Source organism: Bartonella sp. OD88NMGDW (assembly GCF_042193775.1).
In the GTDB taxonomy this organism is placed as follows: Bacteria; Pseudomonadota; Alphaproteobacteria; order Rhizobiales; family Rhizobiaceae; genus Bartonella; species Bartonella grahamii.
The window spans coordinates 87,019-104,356 of record NZ_JBHIMA010000007.1; the positions used below are offsets into that span (position 1 = coordinate 87,019).

A 17,338-nucleotide genomic window follows, 5' to 3' on the forward strand; every position below is an offset into this window, starting at 1 on the left:
TTACGCATTTTTTAAAAAGATTAATCGCTGAAAAAGTTCCTGCTTTTTAAAACCGGTCTCTTTTGCAACCAAAGCTGCTGCTTGAGCAGCAGAATGTGTCCGTGCGCGTTCTAATAGCATTTCATCAATTTCTTGATCACTTATCACATTTAAAGAAGAGGATGATTCTCCAACAAGCACAACAATCTCCCCACGAATATGTGCTTGTTTTCTGTAATTTTCCAACAAATTCCCTAAATTGGAAACATCTACTGTTTCAAACTTCTTTGTTAATTCACGACAAATGGCAGCAGGTCGATCAGCCGAAAAAAGAGTGACCATATCCTGTAAAGTTTCAACAAGACGATGCGGTGATTCATAAAAAATCAAAGTTGCTGGAATCTCTTTTAATTGTTCCAATCGTTTTCTGCGCTGTAGCTTGCGTGCACTCAAAAAACCTGCAAAAAAAAAGCTATCAGTAGGAAGCCCTGTCGGTATAAGAGCGGCTAAAAGAGCAGATGCTCCAGGAATAGGAATAATTTTATGACCAGCTTTACGGGCTTCTTCCACCAATCTAAATCCAGGATCAGAAATAAGTGGTGTTCCCGCATCTGACACAAGCGCTACTGTTTTGTTTTCTGCTAAAGCCGCTAAGAGCTTCGGACCCGCTTTTTGCGCATTATATTCATGATAGAGAAAAGGTTTTTTTTGAATACCGTAACGTTCCAACAAAACACGTGTTACCCGCGTATCCTCACAGGCTAAAATATCAATTCCTGCAAGCACTTGCAAAGCACGAAGCGTAATATCTGCAAGATTTCCTATAGGCGTTGCCACAAGATAAAGCCCTGATTCTATAACGGGTGCAGAATAAGCATGCGCACCTATAAAATATGCTTTTTCACACATGCTCTTTTCTTTTCATCAAATTTCCCTCACCACAAGATTTTTATCCATACTCATAAGTCATTTTGGCTCATTTTTACCAGCACATTTTTTATCCTTATAAAGGCTTACCTTACTCGAATAATCGATTACTCTCTAATAAGATAATCTCATCTTTAACGTCTTAATCTAACATTATTATCTATTTTGATCTGCGTTATCTTTTTTAGTAAAAAAAATTCCACCAATATTCTATCAGCTCCATGATTTTCTATAAAGTTTTTCCTTCGAGAACCAAAAAACAATTTTACCTATGCCACCATCTCACGCTTGGCTGTGCTCTTTTAAAACTAAGATTTTTAGATTATTTCCATAACGCCTATCTTTCAAATATTCTCTTGATATCCAAACTATTTTTCTGAGAAAATATAAACAGCCTGTTTTGAAACATAAACAGCTAACTGTATTGTTATTGATCAAATATAAGCCCTTATCAGCAAAATATTTGATTTTTTCATATTCTCTACAGCTTTAACAGTATGAATGAGTACCTTAGAAATGTTTAAGGCTAATTTTTATCTTAAAGATTTGATTTATAACGGAGAGTTTATCATTTTGCATATTGATTAAGAGCTATCTCTTAAAAACAAGCCCATAAATATAATGCGTAAAAAGCGGGGATAATCCGTGGTCTTTTCTTTTTAAAAGATATTGTGATTCTTTTGAAAGTTCTAAAACTGAATGGACAGATGATAGTAAAGAGGAAAACAGGTTTTTTCCTTTCAGATTTTATATTCTTGCTAAATGAAGCTGTATTTTCGTTTCAGAGATTACTCAAATAGAATAGGCAATATTTTTTCTCTAACTACAAAAGCTGGAACGGCGCGCAGAGCTTTCATTAACCTTAATCTTTCTTTTAAATATATCACTTGTGTTAAATTTGGATGTTGATTGACAAGCAACAGCGAAAGCACAAGCTTTATAAGAAAAACAACCCTATAAAACGCGTCATAGAGTGGTTATGAAAGCTATTTTGGTTTTTTATCAGATGGTTTTGCTAATAGCGATAGTCTCCATGGCTTGGCATCTGCTTATTCTTACGGTGTTTGTACACATTCATTGCAGTATATTGGTAAAGGTTAGATGCAAGGCGATTATCCTTGATGAAAAAATAAAAGGTTAATGTAAGGTTAAAGATTTTTTTCGTGTCATTATCAGTAGAACCATTGAAAGGGCTTGAACAAGCATGCTCTTTATTTCGTTATCTCGCAACGTTTTTTCTACATTTGTCTGTGGTTTTCTTTAGTGAGCATTACTTGGCAAAGTTTAGGAGAAAAAATAAACTTGAAACGCATCGTCATGGCTTTTGTTCTTGGCTAGTTAAAACAATTGATGTTTCTTATGAGGGGCTAAAAGCATTTTGGATCATGTGGGAGAGGGAGCAAAGTAGAGCGGACTTATTTTCCTTCTTTTCGAGAAGCGCGGCTGTTTCTTTATTGCAGAATTTTCAAGAATATATTCATTATTGTTTTGTCATTTAGATAAAAATTTTTGATAAAAATATGTTATGTTTTGCTATTGAAAAAAGTCATACGGTGGGGAGAGTGTTTTATATAAGAATAGAGTCCTTTTTACATTGTGTATGCAGGAAGGTGATTGATAGATTTCTGATCTGAGGAGAATATTTTTATTCATTGCGTTTTGTATATTTCAATTTTAGGAGAGTGAACAATGATTGTACATTGGGGAATTACATATTGGGATAGAAGGGGCCCTCATTGCCTTGCGGACAGATCCAAGTGATATTTTGGTTCGGATCTTTGATGTCGCATGTTTTACAATGTATGCAATTTGAAGCGTTGATCATATAAGTCAGATGATCATTATCCTCTAGCCACTCGTAGACAGCGGCGGGGCAATAGCGTGTAGAGGGTCCTCCATAGATTGCATATTCGGAGTCTTTTTGTTTTTTTAATGAGGCTATTTTTAAATGGCAAGGTTGATTTTCTTCATGGTGCGTATTGGAAAGGGCAACACTTGAAAGGCGATCAAAGGTTACAACGCCATCTGGTTTTGGGTAAGCAATGGGTTGAAATTTTTCTGCTGGTTCAAGATATGCATAATCTTCCTTTTTGTGGGGGAGTGTTTTAAATAAGGAAAATCCGAACAGTTGTTGCCACCACATATCAAAACCGGCAAGTTTAATTCCATATTTTGTCCCATATTTTGCCCAAAGCGGTTTGGCATTTCGCACTTTATAAAGATCTTTGCCAATGAGCCCTTTTCGCCATTGTTCTTCGATTTCTTTAACCTCATCATGGGCACGCCCTTGGGCAAGAGCGGTAGCAATTTTATCGGCAGCTAATATGCCAGATAAGATGGCATTGTGTGATCCTTTGATACGAGGAACATTGACAAATCCAGCAGAGCAGCCAATAAGCGCCCCACCAGGAAAGGTGAGTTTTGGTACAGATTGCCAACCTCCTTCGCTGATAACACGTGCACCATAGGAAAGACGTTTTGCACCTTTGAAGATTTCATAGAGTTTTGGATGTGTTTTAAAACGTTGAAATTCTTCAAAAGGAGAAAGATAAGGATTTTTGTAATCTAAGTGCACAACAAAACCGGCAGAAATGATATTGTTTTCTTGGTGATAAAGAAAGCCACCACCACCGGTATTATTGTCCAAAGGCCAACCCGTGAAATGTTGCACTAAACCGCGTTGGTGTTTATGGGGATCAATTTCCCAGAGTTCTTTGAGGCCAAGACCAAAATTTTGTGGTTCACGATTTTTGCTAAGATTAAAATGTTGTATCAGTTGTTTTGCAATTGAGCCGCGTGCTCCTTCCGCAATCAGAGTATATTTTGCCAATAAAGCCATACCAGGCATATAATTTTTTCCAGGGGTTCCATCTTTGTTAAGCCCCATATCTCCGGTGAGAACACCAATGATAGCTCCGTTATCTTTTTGGATGATGGGTTCTGTTGCAGCAAAACCAGGATAGATTTCAACACCCAACGCTTCAGCTTTTTTGCTTAGCCAGCGGCAGACTTTCCCAAGCGAAACGATATAACATCCGTTATTTGATAAGATTTTGGGATGCAAAATATTGGGCAATAGTGTCGCTTTTTGAGGCTTTAGAAAAAAAAATTGGTCTTGGGTGACGGGGGTTGTGAAGGGATGGTCGTTGTCATTTCTCCATTCTGGTAAGAGTGTATCGATACCAATGGGGTCAACAACTGCGCCCGAGAGAATATGTGCGCCAACTTCGGTCCCTTTTTCAACAATTGTGACAGAAAGCTCAGGATTAATTTGTTTAAAACGAATTGCGGCAGAAAGTCCCGCAGGTCCTGCTCCGACAATGACTATATCAAACTCCATACTTTCACGTTGGTCATGCAGAGGTGCTTTCATGGTTTATAAAGCTTTCTCCAATTCTGGAACAATTTGGTGGAGATCACCTACAAGGCTGTAATCCGCAATTTGCATGATGGGAGCTTCTTCATCTTTATTAATGGCAACAATAATTTGTGCATCCATTATACCGGCTAAATGCTGGATTGCACCGGAAATGCCAACAGCGATATAGAGTTCAGGGGCAACGACTTTTCCTGTTTGTCCAATTTGCCATTCATTGGGGGCGTAGCCTGCATCAACTGCTGCGCGGCTGGCACCTAAAGCGGCATCTAATTTGTTTGCAAGAGGAAGAAGAAGTGCCATAAATTGTTCTTGAGAACCAAGACCACGCCCGCCTGATATAATAACACGTGCAGAGGTAAGATCAGGACGATCACTTTTGTTGGTTTCTGCTTTTACGAAAGAAGAAAGATTTGGATTAGGAGCTGGTGTTATTATTTTAATGGGAGCAGAATTATTTTGGGAAGGCGTTGGTGTGAAAGAAGCTGTGCGAACTGTTATAATTTTTTTATAATCATTGGTGCGGACAGTTTCAAGTACATTGCCTGCATAAATGGGTCGTTTGAAGGTATCGGGTGAAAGAACGGCGGTAATGTCTGAAATTTGCATAAGATCAAGAAGGGCTGCTACGCGTGGCATCACATTTTTCCCAGTGCTGCTGGATGCAGCCATGATCACATCATAATCATTTGCTAACGTGAGAATTGTATCTGCCATAGGCTCGGCAAGTTGATGGGCTAAATAGTCTGCTTTTGCAATAAGAACTTGCCGCACACCACTAAGTTTAGCACTATTTTCCGCTATCGTTTGAATTTTTTCTCCGCAAACCAGAATATCGATATCATTACTGAGTGCGCGTGCAGCGGTGAGCACTTTTGCTGTTTCTTCTGTATTATGATCAGCCAATAAAAGAATTGCCATAAGTTTTTGCCCTTTTATGTGAGTGTTGCTTTTACTCTAGTGGTGAGAATATTAAATGCAGTTCTTTTGTTTTAGTGCACTGACAAGCTCTGCTACATTCGCCACTTTAATACCGGGTTGACGGGGTTTTGGCTCTTCAACGCTTAAAATTGTTAAGCGTGCTTCCGTATCGATGCCAAGATCAGCAAGAGATTTTTGTTCAATGATTTTCTTTTTTGCTTTCATGATATTGGGGAGAGAGGTGTAACGCGGTTCATTGAGCCGTAGATCGGCGGTCATAACCATGGGAAGGGGAAGACAAAGAGTTTGTGTTCCATTATCAACTTCACGAGTAACTGTAGCATGCCCATTTTCTATATTAAGATGTGAGGCAAAAGTTGCCTGTCCCCAACCAAGAAGAGCAGCGAGCATTTGTCCTGTTTGATTACTATCGTCATCAATTGCTTGTTTTCCTAAAAAGACCATATCGGGTTTTTCTTCATCAACAATAGCTTTGAGAACCTTAGCAATTGCTAAGGGTTCAAGTGTTTGATCCGTTGTGACAAGAAGTGCGCGATCAGCGCCCATTGCAAGTCCTGTTCGTAGAGTTTCTTGGGCTGCTTCTGGGCCAATTGAAACAAGAAGAACTTCTGAAATTTTACCGGATTCTCTCTGGCGAATAGCCTCCTCCACGGCTATCTCATCAAAAGGATTCATAGACATTTTTACGTGAGACAGATCAACACCTGTACTATCGGGTTTGACGCGTATCTTGATGTTATAATCAACAACACGTTTGACAGCGACAATTATCTTCATAATGATCCTCTTTGTTTGTATGCCCACAAGTTTATAGCAATACTCATAAGAAACCAAATTGTTTAGAATGAAGTCTCATTTATAACTTGTGTTCTCTTTGATATAAGCTTTTTTACGTTTACTTGTACTTTCTCGTCGTTATTTTCAACCTTCATATTTTGCATTGCTATAATTGCCTTATTTGCTTGAATAAAAAGTAAAAAAATCAATCTGTCTTGTGAGAATATTCTTTTTTAGTTTCTTATGCTTTGTTTATGATGGTGCAATAGGCCCTTTATACAATGAAAAATTAAGTGAAAAAGATAAAAATGGGGGAATGATTTTGCTCTTCAAATCTTGAAGACAGAAAAATTAAAGAACTTTCTTTCAAATATTTTGGATAAAGATTGGGGAAAAATATTTCTAACAAATGCGCAAAATAAAAAGTTTTTAGGAGTTCTTAAAGCTCTATTTACTAAAATAGACCACACTTTCTCATCATTTGTTGCGATTCTTTTCAAAAAGGTTAATGAGGGGTAAGCGTTTGTGAATACGAAGGGTCATACGATCGATCAGGCGACCAATCAGATTAGGCATGGTAAATTCTTTTCTTTTGTTGAACAGAAAGAGAGAATGGATACTTCTGTAGAAGTAACGATGTCAGATATTGCTCAAAAATTACGCACCGTTTATACGCAAATGCAAATGAAGCATCCGCCCCATTCTTTGATGCAGCAGAGTTCTGTAGAAGAGCATTTTAAATCTTACTTAGATGATATTAGTCGAGCCATTTTGGCTGAACATTATATGCGTCGTCAAAGAGAAAAAAAGCTTTTTGAGTCTTTAGAGCAGATTAAAACAATTGTTAAAAGTTTGCAGAGTGAAAAAAAAAGCTTAGAAGAAGAAGCGGTAACACGACGGGTATCTCGTTCAAAATCACCTGATTCTGTTGTACAAAAACTTGCTCATATGGAATGTAAGGACAATCAAGAACGTTTATTCCTTCAAAAGGTGCAAAATTTTTCGAAACAAAACGGTATAATTCCACTCCAAACAAATGTTGAAAATACGTTGCAGCAAGAAAATAGAAGCTCTTTGCCCAGTGATGCTATTTTGCTAAGTGATGCTCTGAAACCTTCTTTTAAAAAGGATGAGGGAGTAGTGAAGCGTGCTATAATAGAAGAAAAGGGTATGATGGGTGTTCAGGCATCTAATCATTGCAGTGAGAATGATTTTTCTTCTTTAAAGGTGCAGTCTCGGAAACATGTCTCGTTTTTATCTTATTTGGTAAAAAAAAGTGTTCTTTGTTTTTTAACCGTTGTATTTGTGCTAGCGATAACGTTATGTCTTTATAGCTTTTTAAAAGGAGCTCGTTTTTTTTAATTTGTATGATGTTGATGTTAATAGATGTGAAATGTATTGCGCATTCGTGTTTGTGCGAAAGCTATAGAAACTAAAATTATTCTTTTAAACACGCAACAGAAATTATTGGAAAAGAGGATAATTGGAGAAGGATTCTCTAGTTGTAAAAAATCTCAAATTATCTTGAAGGTTCTGTAAGTGAGTATTTATTTACCAATTGCTGAAATGTCACTCAATATGCTGATCTTGATTGGTATGGGAGTCGTTGCTGGTTTTTTTTCAGGCCTTTTTGGAATCGGTGGTGGGTTTCTCATCACACCGTTATTGATTTTTTATAATATTCCTCCTGCTATTGCTGTTGGAACAGGCGCTAACCAGATGATTGCGTCATCTGTAACAGGAGCAATTACACATTTTAGAAGACGTACGCTCGATATTAAACTTGGTATTCTTTTGGCGATTGGAGGAGGAGGTGGTTCTTTAATTGGGATTCAGGTTTTCTCTGTTTTGAAAAAGTTAGGTCAATTAGACTTAATGATTTCGCTTCTTTATGTGATTCTTCTTGGAAGTGTAGGAAGCTTGATGATCGTTGAAAGTTGGTATGATATGATGCGCAAGCGTAAGGCAGGAAAAGCCAATATTCGTCTTGCTGGTCGACATAACTGGATTCATCGCTTACCCTTAAAAATGCGTTTTCGGACATCTATGATATATGTTAGCATTATTCCAGTTTTAGGGATTGGTCTCATTGTGGGATTGTTGTCTTCTATTATGGGAATTGGTGGGGGGTTCTTTATGATACCAGCATTGATTTATCTTCTGCGTGTTCCAACCAGTGTGGTGATTGGGACTTCACTTTTTCAGATTACATTTGTGTCTTCTTTCACGACAGTTTTGCAAAGTGTGACTAATCAGTCCGTTGATATTGTCTTGGCTTTTTTGTTAATGCTTGGAGGAAGTATTGGTGCACAATATGGAACAAGGGCTGGACGGAAGTTAAAGGCTGAACAATTGCGTATGGCGCTTGCATGTTTAGTGTTGATTGTGTGTATGCGTCTTGCTTTTCAATTATTTATACGCCCTGATAATCTTTTCTCTTTGGATATTCTTATGAGATAAAAATGGGTAGATTATTTTCTTTATACATCATTGCAGGTTGCTTTTGTTTTATTTCTTTTTCTACATGGTCACATGTTGGGACGCCAGCTACATTCATTGATCAAGTTGACCACGAAACTGTCCAAATTATCGTAACAACGAATACGATTACTGTGGATGCAAATTTTGCTGGTCGTGATCTTTATATTGCTGGTGTTTTGGAAAATATTGATCCGTTATATTCTCGACAGAACCGTTATGATATTGTTGTAAGCTTGGAGGGACAAGATCGGACAATGGTGATGCGAGAAAAAAAACGCAATGCCGGTGTATGGGTTAATACAGATTCTCTTATTTTTAAAAAGGTTCCTCTTTTTTACTCTATGGTCACAACGCGTGAAATTGGCGATATTACGAGCATTGAAGATTATAAACGCTTGGGGTTAGGATTACTCTATTTGCCATTGCAGACGGATGAACAAGATCAGAAAAAAATACAAATCTTTCGCGATGAACTTATAAAGTTGCAAAAAGCTAAAAGCCTTTATTATGAGGAAGTGGGTGGGGTTCGTTTTGGTTCTGACACACTTTTCACAGCACATTTTCGTTTGCCAGCAAATATCCCGGTTGGACATTATAAAGTTCGTGCTTATCTTTTTCGTGATGGACAGTTTATTGATAGTGCAACAACGACTCTTGAAATTGTTAAAGCACATATCGCTTATACAATTTTTTATGCAGCGCACAAGTATCGTTTTTTATATGGTATTGTTGCAGTGATTATTGCTATTACTACAGGATTTTTATGTCGTTTGATTTTTCGAAAAGATTAACGCAAGGAAAATGTTAAGGCTTTTATTTTTTATGAAAAATTCGTAAGATAAGAAAAATAGGCACAACAATAATAGCTCCCGTCATAGTTATATGGAAGAAATTTGTAAGCGTTATAAATCCTGCTTCCCATAGTGATTTAAAAAAATCTACTATTTTGTGTATGAGGTTTCGGTGTGTCCATCCCAAAAAATTCATTACGATGCCAATGAAGAATGACAGGATAAGCAATTTTAGACTAACGCTGCTTAATTTTCTTCCAAGAAAAGCACGAAAAGAATCTGATAATCTTTTTTTCCGCTTCATTTTAATATACTTTCGAAGATCGTGTTTCTTATTGTATTATCATCAGTGCGGCGATGTTACTATCATAAAGCAAAAACATTTTTTTATTTTTTCTTACTTTGAGTTTATCACCTTTAGTCTGATTAACGGTGCTGGTTTTTGAAATATGCACATGTTTTATTGCATTTTTGCGATATTTTCATGGCGCTTCTTTTATTAAATGAAGGGAGATCCTTTCGTTTCTGAGAATTTGTAGAGAAATTTTATAACGTTTCGATATTTCGCATCAGAGTGAGAGTTTTAGCATATTGAAGATTTTGTAACAAACTTATTATTGTCGTGTATAGAAATAATATTTCAAGACAGTTTACTTAAAAAAAGACTATCTATTCTAATAAGGGTGTGCTTATATAGATATTATATTCAGATATTTCAACCTTAGTGCATTGAAAAGATCTTTTTTTCTGAAAAAATATAAGCAATGAATTGAGTGTTGTTAAAGGAGCAAAGATATTTAAAATACGATATTGAAAAAAGTTTTGTTATGTACGGACGCGTGAGGGAATGTTAGAGGTTTGTGGTGCCCGTGCTCCTTTTATTTGGAAATAAGATATAATGAGAAGCCGTTATTTAGTGGAGAATTATGGAAAAATTCAAAATTCCTTTTGCAGAAGAGGTAGAGGTGCTTGATGTTGGATGATGGGCAAATTTTTCTGTTTTGTTGAAATAATCAAGTTATTATGAAGGCTTTTTGTTATTAAGATTTTTGAGCTAACAGGGGATAGTTCTTTGATGGCATAAAAACGCTAGAGTAAAGAAGAGGTAAACTTGTTCGACAAGAGAGAAGAAATCTTTGTCTTATAGCTTTCAATGGTAGACGTTGTAATATTATCAATAGATTGGTGATGGGTTATGTCATTCATCATATATTAGATTGTTTCTCGGTGCATATTGGGGGTTGGTTTGTAACTATGGGCAGGAGGAGTGGTTGATAAGTGATGTTGTTTGAACGTTTTAATACTTTATCTCTCAGAGCCTATGGTTTGTCTGATTTTATTATTTTGCGCATTCTTGTTGCGTGGGGAATTTATACAATAAACTTTAAAAGGAAAAGTCTATGAACTTAAAAAGAAAGATATTGAAAAGTAGCAGCTCTATTGTTGCTGCTCTTATGGCACTGGGAGTAGTTGTACAACAGGTTTCAGCAAAAACACCGGCTGATACCCTTGTGATGGCTTGGAATCTTGATGCAATCAGTACGTTTGATCCTGCGCAGCTCAATGATGTTTATGGAAGTGAAATTGTTCGCAATGTTTGTGATAACTTAGTCAGTACTGCGACAGATGATCCTGCTAAAATGGTTCCTGCTTTAGCAACGCATTGGGATGTTTCAGGCGATGATCACAGTACGGTGATTACTTTTCATTTGCGTGATGGTTTGAAGTTTAATAATGGCAAACCAGCTAATGCCAATGATCTTGTTTGGGGGATGAAGCGGATTGTCAAATTGAAGATGGGTAATGCGGCAATTTTTAATGAATATGGAATTACAGAACAAAATGTTGATGATGCTTTGCAAGCTGTTGATGAGAAAACAGTGGTGATGAAATTTGATAAGCCTTATCCAGCAGAGCTCATTCTGAATAATGTTGTTGCGAGTCGTGCAACAGCTTTGCTTGATCGTAAGACGATTATGAAGCATGAAAAAAACGGTGATCTGGGAAATCAGTATTTGAAAACTCATGCTGCTTGCGTTGGCCCTTATCATTTAAAAAGTTGGCGCCCTGGAGAAGCGATTTTGTTACGTGCAAGCTCTCACTATTGGGGACAAGCACCTAAACTGAAGCAGATTTTAATTCGCCATGTTGCGGAGCCCGGAACACAGCGCTTATTGTTGCAAAAACATGATATTGATGTTGCTCGTAATTTGACACCTGAAGATCTTGCAGATTTGCAAAAAACAACAGATGTTAAAATCAAAGAAGTGTTAGAACCATCCATGATGTATTGGGGTTTCAATACGACGAATCCCATTTTTGCTAAGGAAAAAGTGCGCTTGGCGATGCGTTATCTTATAGATTATGAAGGTTTTGGCAAGAAGCTTCTCAAAGGGATTGGTATCCCACGGGCAAGTTTTATTCCTCTTGGCAATCTTGGGGCTTTGGATGAAAAAGAAGGGCAACCCTTTAAGCTTGATATTCAAAAAGCCAAACAGCTTTTAGCAGAGGCTGGTTATCCGAACGGATTTGAGGCAAATTTTCTCGTATCAAACACTCCTTATACTTTATTACTTGCTCAGTCACTCCAAGATAGTGCTGCGCAGGCGGGTGTGCGTCTTAAAATTGAACGATTGGCAGGTACACAGTTGTTTTCCAAACTTTATGCTCGAGCTTTTGATACAATTTTTGTCGGATGGAATAATGATTCTGCGGATCCTCATACAATGGCTTCACGTCTTGTTTATAATCCAGATAATCGGTTTGAGGCAAAAAATACAGCTTATCCTAGTTGGCAGCATGGGTATTTTGATGCCAAGATGAATCAAAAAGTTGAAGATGCGTTGTTTCAAAAAGATCCGCAAAAACGGGTGCAAATATATGCTGATTTACAACGTGAACTTATGCAAAAAGGACCTTATGCGTTTATCTATCAGAAATACGGCGTCGTCGCGATGACACCGGATGTCAAAAAGTGGGTTTGGAATAGTGCACCGCATATTTTTTATAGTAAAATTGAAAAATAAGCGTGTCTTCAATGCTGTTCAATAGATGAAGGACATTGTCATGATATATTCGGCGTATTGTATAAATTTTCAAGCTTTGCAATACGTCGAAGATTATAGGTAATGCGTGATATACTGTTGAATGTCTTTTTAAGACATTCGTTTAAAGGGATTTTTCATTCTCATTAGAGGTGTATTGGTGTGGATGTTAAGATTGAATATTTCAATTTCTCTGAATTGAAAAGTCATCAATTTATTTGTTAAAAGACTGAGTGTAACATAAAAAAACTAAGTGTAACAAATGTCGTGGAATTTAGTAGTGTTAAAGGTGTAAAGGTTTTTCGATGTTGAAGGAAAGTTTTGGTATGGGTGGGTACACAAGGGATTCAGTTTTTTATGGTGTTCATATTTTCTTTTGCTTTGAAAGATGATGAGATACCAATTGGAGGGTCTTATTTTACGGGGAGTGATGAAAAAAAACAAATTTCCTTTTGAAAAAGGAATAAAAGTCGTTGCACTTGGCAAACTAACGAATTTTCCTGTTTTATCAAATCGTCAAATTATTATGAAAGCTCTTTGTTATTAAGGTACGTGAGCCGAAAGGGCTAGTGCTTTGATGGTATACAAAACGCTGGAAGAAATAAAAGAGACAAGCTTGCTTAACAAGATAGAGAAAAAATATTGGTTTTATAGTCTTCAATAGTAGGCGTTATGATATCGTGAATAAGCTCTGTTGTTGGTGAGTGTTCATTATATACCAGAGTGTTTTCCTTTGTATGTTTTGGTTTGGCTTACAAGTGTAGGCAGGAGGAGTCATTGGCAAGAGGTGCTTGTTCTTAAATATTTTAAAGCTTGGTCTTTAGGAGCCTATAGTTCGTCTAAACTTAATTATTAAGCACGTTTTGCTGCATAGGGAATTTATACAATAAACGTTAAAAGGAAAAGTCTATGAACGTGAAAAGAAAAATATTGAAAAAGAGCTGTTCTTTTGTTTCTGCTGTTCTTGCAATGGGGATGTTTGTGCAACAAGTTTCAGCAAAAACACCTACCGATACGCTTGTGATGGCTTGGAATCTGGATCCAATAAGTACATTTGACCCTGCACAACTCAATGACCGTTATGGAATTGAAGTGGTTAACAATATTTGTGATAATTTGGTCGTTTCTGCTACAGATGATGCAGCTAAAATGGTTCCTTCTTTGGCAAAGAGTTGGGATGTTTTAAGTGATGACCAGAGTACGGTGATTACTTTTCATTTGCGTGATGGTTTAAAGTTTAACGATGGTAGATCAGCCAATGCCAATGATCTTGTTTGGGGTATGAAGCGGGTTGTGAAATTGAAATTGTCTAATGCGGCAACATTTAATGAATATGGGATTACAGAACAAAACGTTGATGAGGCTTTTCAAGCACCGGACGACAAAACGGTGGTGATGAAATTTGATAAACCTTATCCTGCAGAGCTCATTCTTAGCAATATTTCCACTAATCGCACTGCTGCCTTGCTGGATCGTGAGACACTCATGAAAAACGAACAAGATGGCGATATGGGAAACCGGTATTTGGCAAGTCATTCTGCTTGTGTTGGTCCTTATCAGTTAGAGAGTTGGCGTCCTGGAGAAGCTCTTTTATTGCGTGCAAGCTCCAATTATTGGGGGGAAGCGCCTAAACTGAAGAAGATTTTAATTCGCCATGTTGCGGAGCCTGGAACGCAACGTTTATTATTGGAAAAACACGATATCGATGTTGCACGTAATCTGATGCCAGAGGATTTGGCAGATCTCCAAGCAACAACGGATATTAAAGTTGAAAGAGTGTTAGAGCCATCCGTGATCATATGGGGGTTCAATGTGACAAATCCTATTTTTGCCAATGAAAAAGTGCGTTTAGCGATGCGCTATCTTATTGACTATGAAGGACTCGGTAAGACTCTTCTCAAAGATGTTGGTGTTCCCCGTGCAAGTTTTATTCCTCTTGGTAATCTTGGGGCTTTAGATGAAAAAGAAGGACAACCCTTTAAACTTGATCTCCAAAAAGCAAAGGAACTTTTAACAGAGGCAGGTTATCCGGATGGTTTTGAGGCCAATATTTTTGCAGGGGCATCTCCTTATCCTTTTGCTTTACCTATTGCTCAGTCCCTTCAAGACAACGCAAAAAAGGTTGGGGTACATTTTAAAATTGAACGTTTTGTAGGTACGCAGTTGTTTTCAAAATTTTATGCGCGTGGTTTTGATACGATTTTTTTCGGATGGAATAATGGCTCTGCGGACCCCCATACAATGGCTTCACGTCTTATTTACAATCCAGATAATCGGTTTGAGGCAAAAAATACGGGCTACGCTAGTTGGTGCCATGGGTATTTTGATAAAAGTATGAATCAAAAGGTTAAGGATGCGTTGTTTGAAAAAGATCCCCAAAAACGGGTGCAAATGTATGCTGATTTGCAACGTGAATTTATGCAGAAAGGACCCTATGCTTTTATTTATCAGACATATGTTTCTGTAGCGATGACACCTGATGTCAAAAAGTGGGTTTGGAATAGTGCACCACGTATTTTTTATAGTGCAATTGAAAAATAAGAAGGTATCAGGTTTATAAAATATAAAAAACATGATCATGATATATTTGACGTATTGCAAAGTTCTTAAATGTTTTGCAATACGTTGAAGATTGTGAATAATAGAGGATATATTGCTGAGTGTCTTTGCAAGATTTCTATTAAGGGATCTTTCATTCTCATTAAAGATGTGCTTGCTTGGATGTTTAAACTTAATATTTCAACTTCCATGAATTGAAAAGAGATCAATTCATTTGCTGAAAAAATTAGTACAACAAATGTTGTGGTATTTAGCATTGTTAAAGGAGCAAAGACTTTGCAATGTTGAAGAAGAGTTTTGGTGTGGAGGCAAAGAGGAATATCAGTTTTTTATGATGCCTATGTTATGTTTCCTTTTGTTTTGAAAGATAACACTCCGCAATTGGGGTATTATTTTATGGGGAGTGATGAAAAAATTCAAATTTTCTCTTGAGAAGGAGGGTAAATGATCAATTTCAGCAAATTACAATTCATTCAAAATCATCAAAATATCAAATTTTTATTGAGGCTCTTGAAGTAACCGGACGTGGTGTTTTCGCGACACTTTTTAGAAAATCAAAAAAGAAATTTGAAGCAAAAGGTCTGATTGATAAAGCAAAAGGAAACTTTGCCTGATATGTCCCAAATTGTAAGCACTGTGATATCTCCAACAGATGCTGTTATGCCTAATACCTTCGTTTTATATCAGATCGTTTTCTGTTGAGTTTTTAATTTTATTTCGAGGAGGTATGTTTTCTAAGTCTAATCTTATTATTTCTTGCACGTTATTGTTGCATGGAGAACTTATACAATAAATTTTAAAAGGAAAAGTCTATGAACTTGAAAGGAAAAATATTGAAAGGGAGCAGTGCTTTTGTTTCTGCTGTTATTGCACTGGGGATTTTGGTGCAACAAGTTTCAGCAAAAACACCTGCCGATACGCTTGTGATGGCTTGGAATCTTGATTCAATAAGTACATTTGATCCCGCACAAATTAATGACCGTTATGGTAACGAAGTTCTTGTCAATGTTTGTGATAATTTAGTTGAACCAGCTAAAGATGACGCAGCTAAACTTGTTCCCTCTTTGGCGAAGAGTTGGGATGTTTTAAGTGATGATCAGCGTACGGTGATTACTTTTCATTTGCGTGATGGTTTGAAGTTCAATGATGGTCGTCCTGCGAATGCCAATGATCTAATTTGGAGCATGAAGCGGGTTGTTAAATTGAAGATGGCTACTGCGGCGACATTTAATGAATATGGTATCACAGAACAGAATGTTGATGAGGCTTTTCAAGCACCGGATGAGAAAACGGTGGTGATGAAATTTGATAAACCTTATCCAGCAGAGCTTATTCTTAGCCATTTTGCCACTAGTCGTACTCTTGCTTTGCTTGATCGTGAGACACTCATGAAACACGAAAAAAATGGTGATATGGGAAACCGGTATTTGGCAAGCCATTCTGCTTGTGTTGGTCCTTATCAGTTAGAGAGTTGGCGCCCTGGAGAAGGGATTTTATTGCGTGCAAGCTCCAATTATTGGGGTGAGGCGCCTAAATTGAAGAAGATTTTAATTCGCCATGTCGCGGAGCCTGGAACGCAACGTTTATTATTGGAAAAACACGATATCGATGTTGCACGTAATCTGATGCCAGAGGATTTGGCAGATCTCCAAGCAACAACGGATATTAAAGTTGAAAGAGTGTTAGAGCCATCCGTGATCATATGGGGGTTCAATGTGACAAATCCTATTTTTGCCAATGAAAAAGTGCGTTTAGCGATGCGCTATCTTATTGACTATGAAGGACTCGGTAAGACTCTTCTCAAAGATGTTGGTGTTCCCCGTGCAAGTTTTATTCCTCTTGGTAATCTTGGGGCTTTAGATGAAAAAGAAGGACAACCCTTTAAACTTGATCTCCAAAAAGCAAAGGAACTTTTAACGGAAGCAGGTTATCCAGATGGTTTTGAGGCCAATATTTTTGCAGGGGCATCTCCTTATCCTTTTGCTTTGCCAATTGCTCAGTCCCTTCAAGACAATGCAAAAAAGGTTGGGGTGCGTTTTAAAATTGAACGTTTTGTAGGTACGCAGTTGTTTTCAAAATTTTATGCACGTACTTTTGATACGATTTTTTTCGGATGGAATAATGATTCTGCGGATCCTCATACAATGGCTTCACGCCTTATTTACAATCCTGATAACCGGCTTGAGGCTAAAAATACAGGCTATGCGAGTTGGTGCCATGGGTATTTGGATGAAACTATGAATCAAAAGGTTCAAGATGCGTTGTTTGAAAAAGATCCCAAAAAACGGGCGCAAATGTACGCTGATTTGCAACGTGAATTTATGCAGAAAGGACCCTATGCTTTTATCTATCAGACGTATCATACTGTAGCTATGACACCTGATGTTAAAAAATGGGTTTGGAATAGTGCACCACGTATTTTTTATAGTGCAATTGAAAAATAAGAAGGTATCAGGTTTATA

Annotated in this window: 11 protein-coding genes; 6 read left to right on the plus strand and 5 right to left on the minus strand. The window is 37.3% G+C overall.

The genetic code is table 11. The features are described 5' to 3' along the window. From rsmI to ACFIJR_RS06910, 4 genes are all read right to left on the minus strand, one after another. The gene (rsmI, locus tag ACFIJR_RS06895) at positions 1-888 is read right to left on the minus strand and encodes a 16S rRNA (cytidine(1402)-2'-O)-methyltransferase (RefSeq protein WP_375648616.1); all 888 of its coding nucleotides are present in this window, start codon (positions 886-888) and stop codon (positions 1-3) included. Between the two features lie 1,726 nt (positions 889-2,614). Further along, on the minus strand, positions 2,615-4,279 hold the full coding sequence (locus ACFIJR_RS06900) for a 4Fe-4S dicluster domain-containing protein (RefSeq protein ID WP_375653859.1): 1,665 nt from the start codon (positions 4,277-4,279) through the stop codon (positions 2,615-2,617). A gap of 3 nt (positions 4,280-4,282) precedes the next feature. Then, positions 4,283-5,203, minus strand: coding sequence for an electron transfer flavoprotein subunit alpha/FixB family protein (locus ACFIJR_RS06905; RefSeq protein WP_375653860.1), 921 nt, complete (start codon positions 5,201-5,203; stop codon positions 4,283-4,285). Positions 5,204-5,254: 51 nt separating this feature from the next. Continuing rightward, on the minus strand, positions 5,255-6,001 hold the full coding sequence (locus tag ACFIJR_RS06910; RefSeq protein ID WP_375627246.1) for an electron transfer flavoprotein subunit beta/FixA family protein: 747 nt from the start codon (positions 5,999-6,001) through the stop codon (positions 5,255-5,257). A gap of 525 nt (positions 6,002-6,526) precedes the next feature. Between ACFIJR_RS06910 and ACFIJR_RS06915 the strand changes: the two genes are divergently transcribed. The 3 genes from ACFIJR_RS06915 (at position 6,527) to ACFIJR_RS06925 (ending at position 9,273) form a co-directional block, all read left to right on the plus strand. Beyond that, positions 6,527-7,363: a hypothetical protein gene (locus tag ACFIJR_RS06915; protein WP_375653862.1), complete on the plus strand. Its 837-nt coding sequence runs from the start codon at positions 6,527-6,529 to the stop codon at positions 7,361-7,363. A 177-nt stretch (positions 7,364-7,540) separates the two neighbouring features. Further along, positions 7,541-8,461 carry a sulfite exporter TauE/SafE family protein gene (locus tag ACFIJR_RS06920; RefSeq protein ID WP_375627248.1) on the plus strand — a complete coding sequence of 307 codons (921 nt, stop codon included), beginning with the start codon at positions 7,541-7,543 and terminating at the stop codon, positions 8,459-8,461. 2 nt (positions 8,462-8,463) lie between these two features. After that, positions 8,464-9,273 (plus strand): TIGR02186 family protein, encoded by an 810-nt coding sequence (locus tag ACFIJR_RS06925; protein ID WP_375627249.1) that lies wholly within the window; start codon positions 8,464-8,466, stop codon positions 9,271-9,273. Positions 9,274-9,295: 22 nt separating this feature from the next. Here the strand turns inward: ACFIJR_RS06925 and ACFIJR_RS06930 are convergent, their stop codons facing one another. Further along, positions 9,296-9,577, minus strand: coding sequence for a DUF6460 domain-containing protein (locus tag ACFIJR_RS06930; protein ID WP_375651883.1), 282 nt, complete (start codon positions 9,575-9,577; stop codon positions 9,296-9,298). Between the two features lie 1,096 nt (positions 9,578-10,673). Here ACFIJR_RS06930 and ACFIJR_RS06935 point away from each other — a divergent pair. The 3 genes from ACFIJR_RS06935 to ACFIJR_RS06945 all read left to right on the plus strand — a co-directional run bounded on the left by ACFIJR_RS06935 (position 10,674) and on the right by ACFIJR_RS06945 (position 17,320). Beyond that, positions 10,674-12,299 carry an ABC transporter substrate-binding protein gene (locus tag ACFIJR_RS06935; RefSeq protein ID WP_375653863.1) on the plus strand — a complete coding sequence of 542 codons (1,626 nt, stop codon included), beginning with the start codon at positions 10,674-10,676 and terminating at the stop codon, positions 12,297-12,299. A 927-nt stretch (positions 12,300-13,226) separates the two neighbouring features. Further along, on the plus strand, positions 13,227-14,858 hold the full coding sequence (locus ACFIJR_RS06940) for an ABC transporter substrate-binding protein (protein WP_375653864.1): 1,632 nt from the start codon (positions 13,227-13,229) through the stop codon (positions 14,856-14,858). 830 nt (positions 14,859-15,688) lie between these two features. Then, positions 15,689-17,320, plus strand: a complete 1,632-nt coding sequence (locus ACFIJR_RS06945; protein WP_375653866.1) for an ABC transporter substrate-binding protein — start codon at positions 15,689-15,691, stop codon at positions 17,318-17,320. The last annotated feature ends 18 nt before the right edge of the window (positions 17,321-17,338 follow it).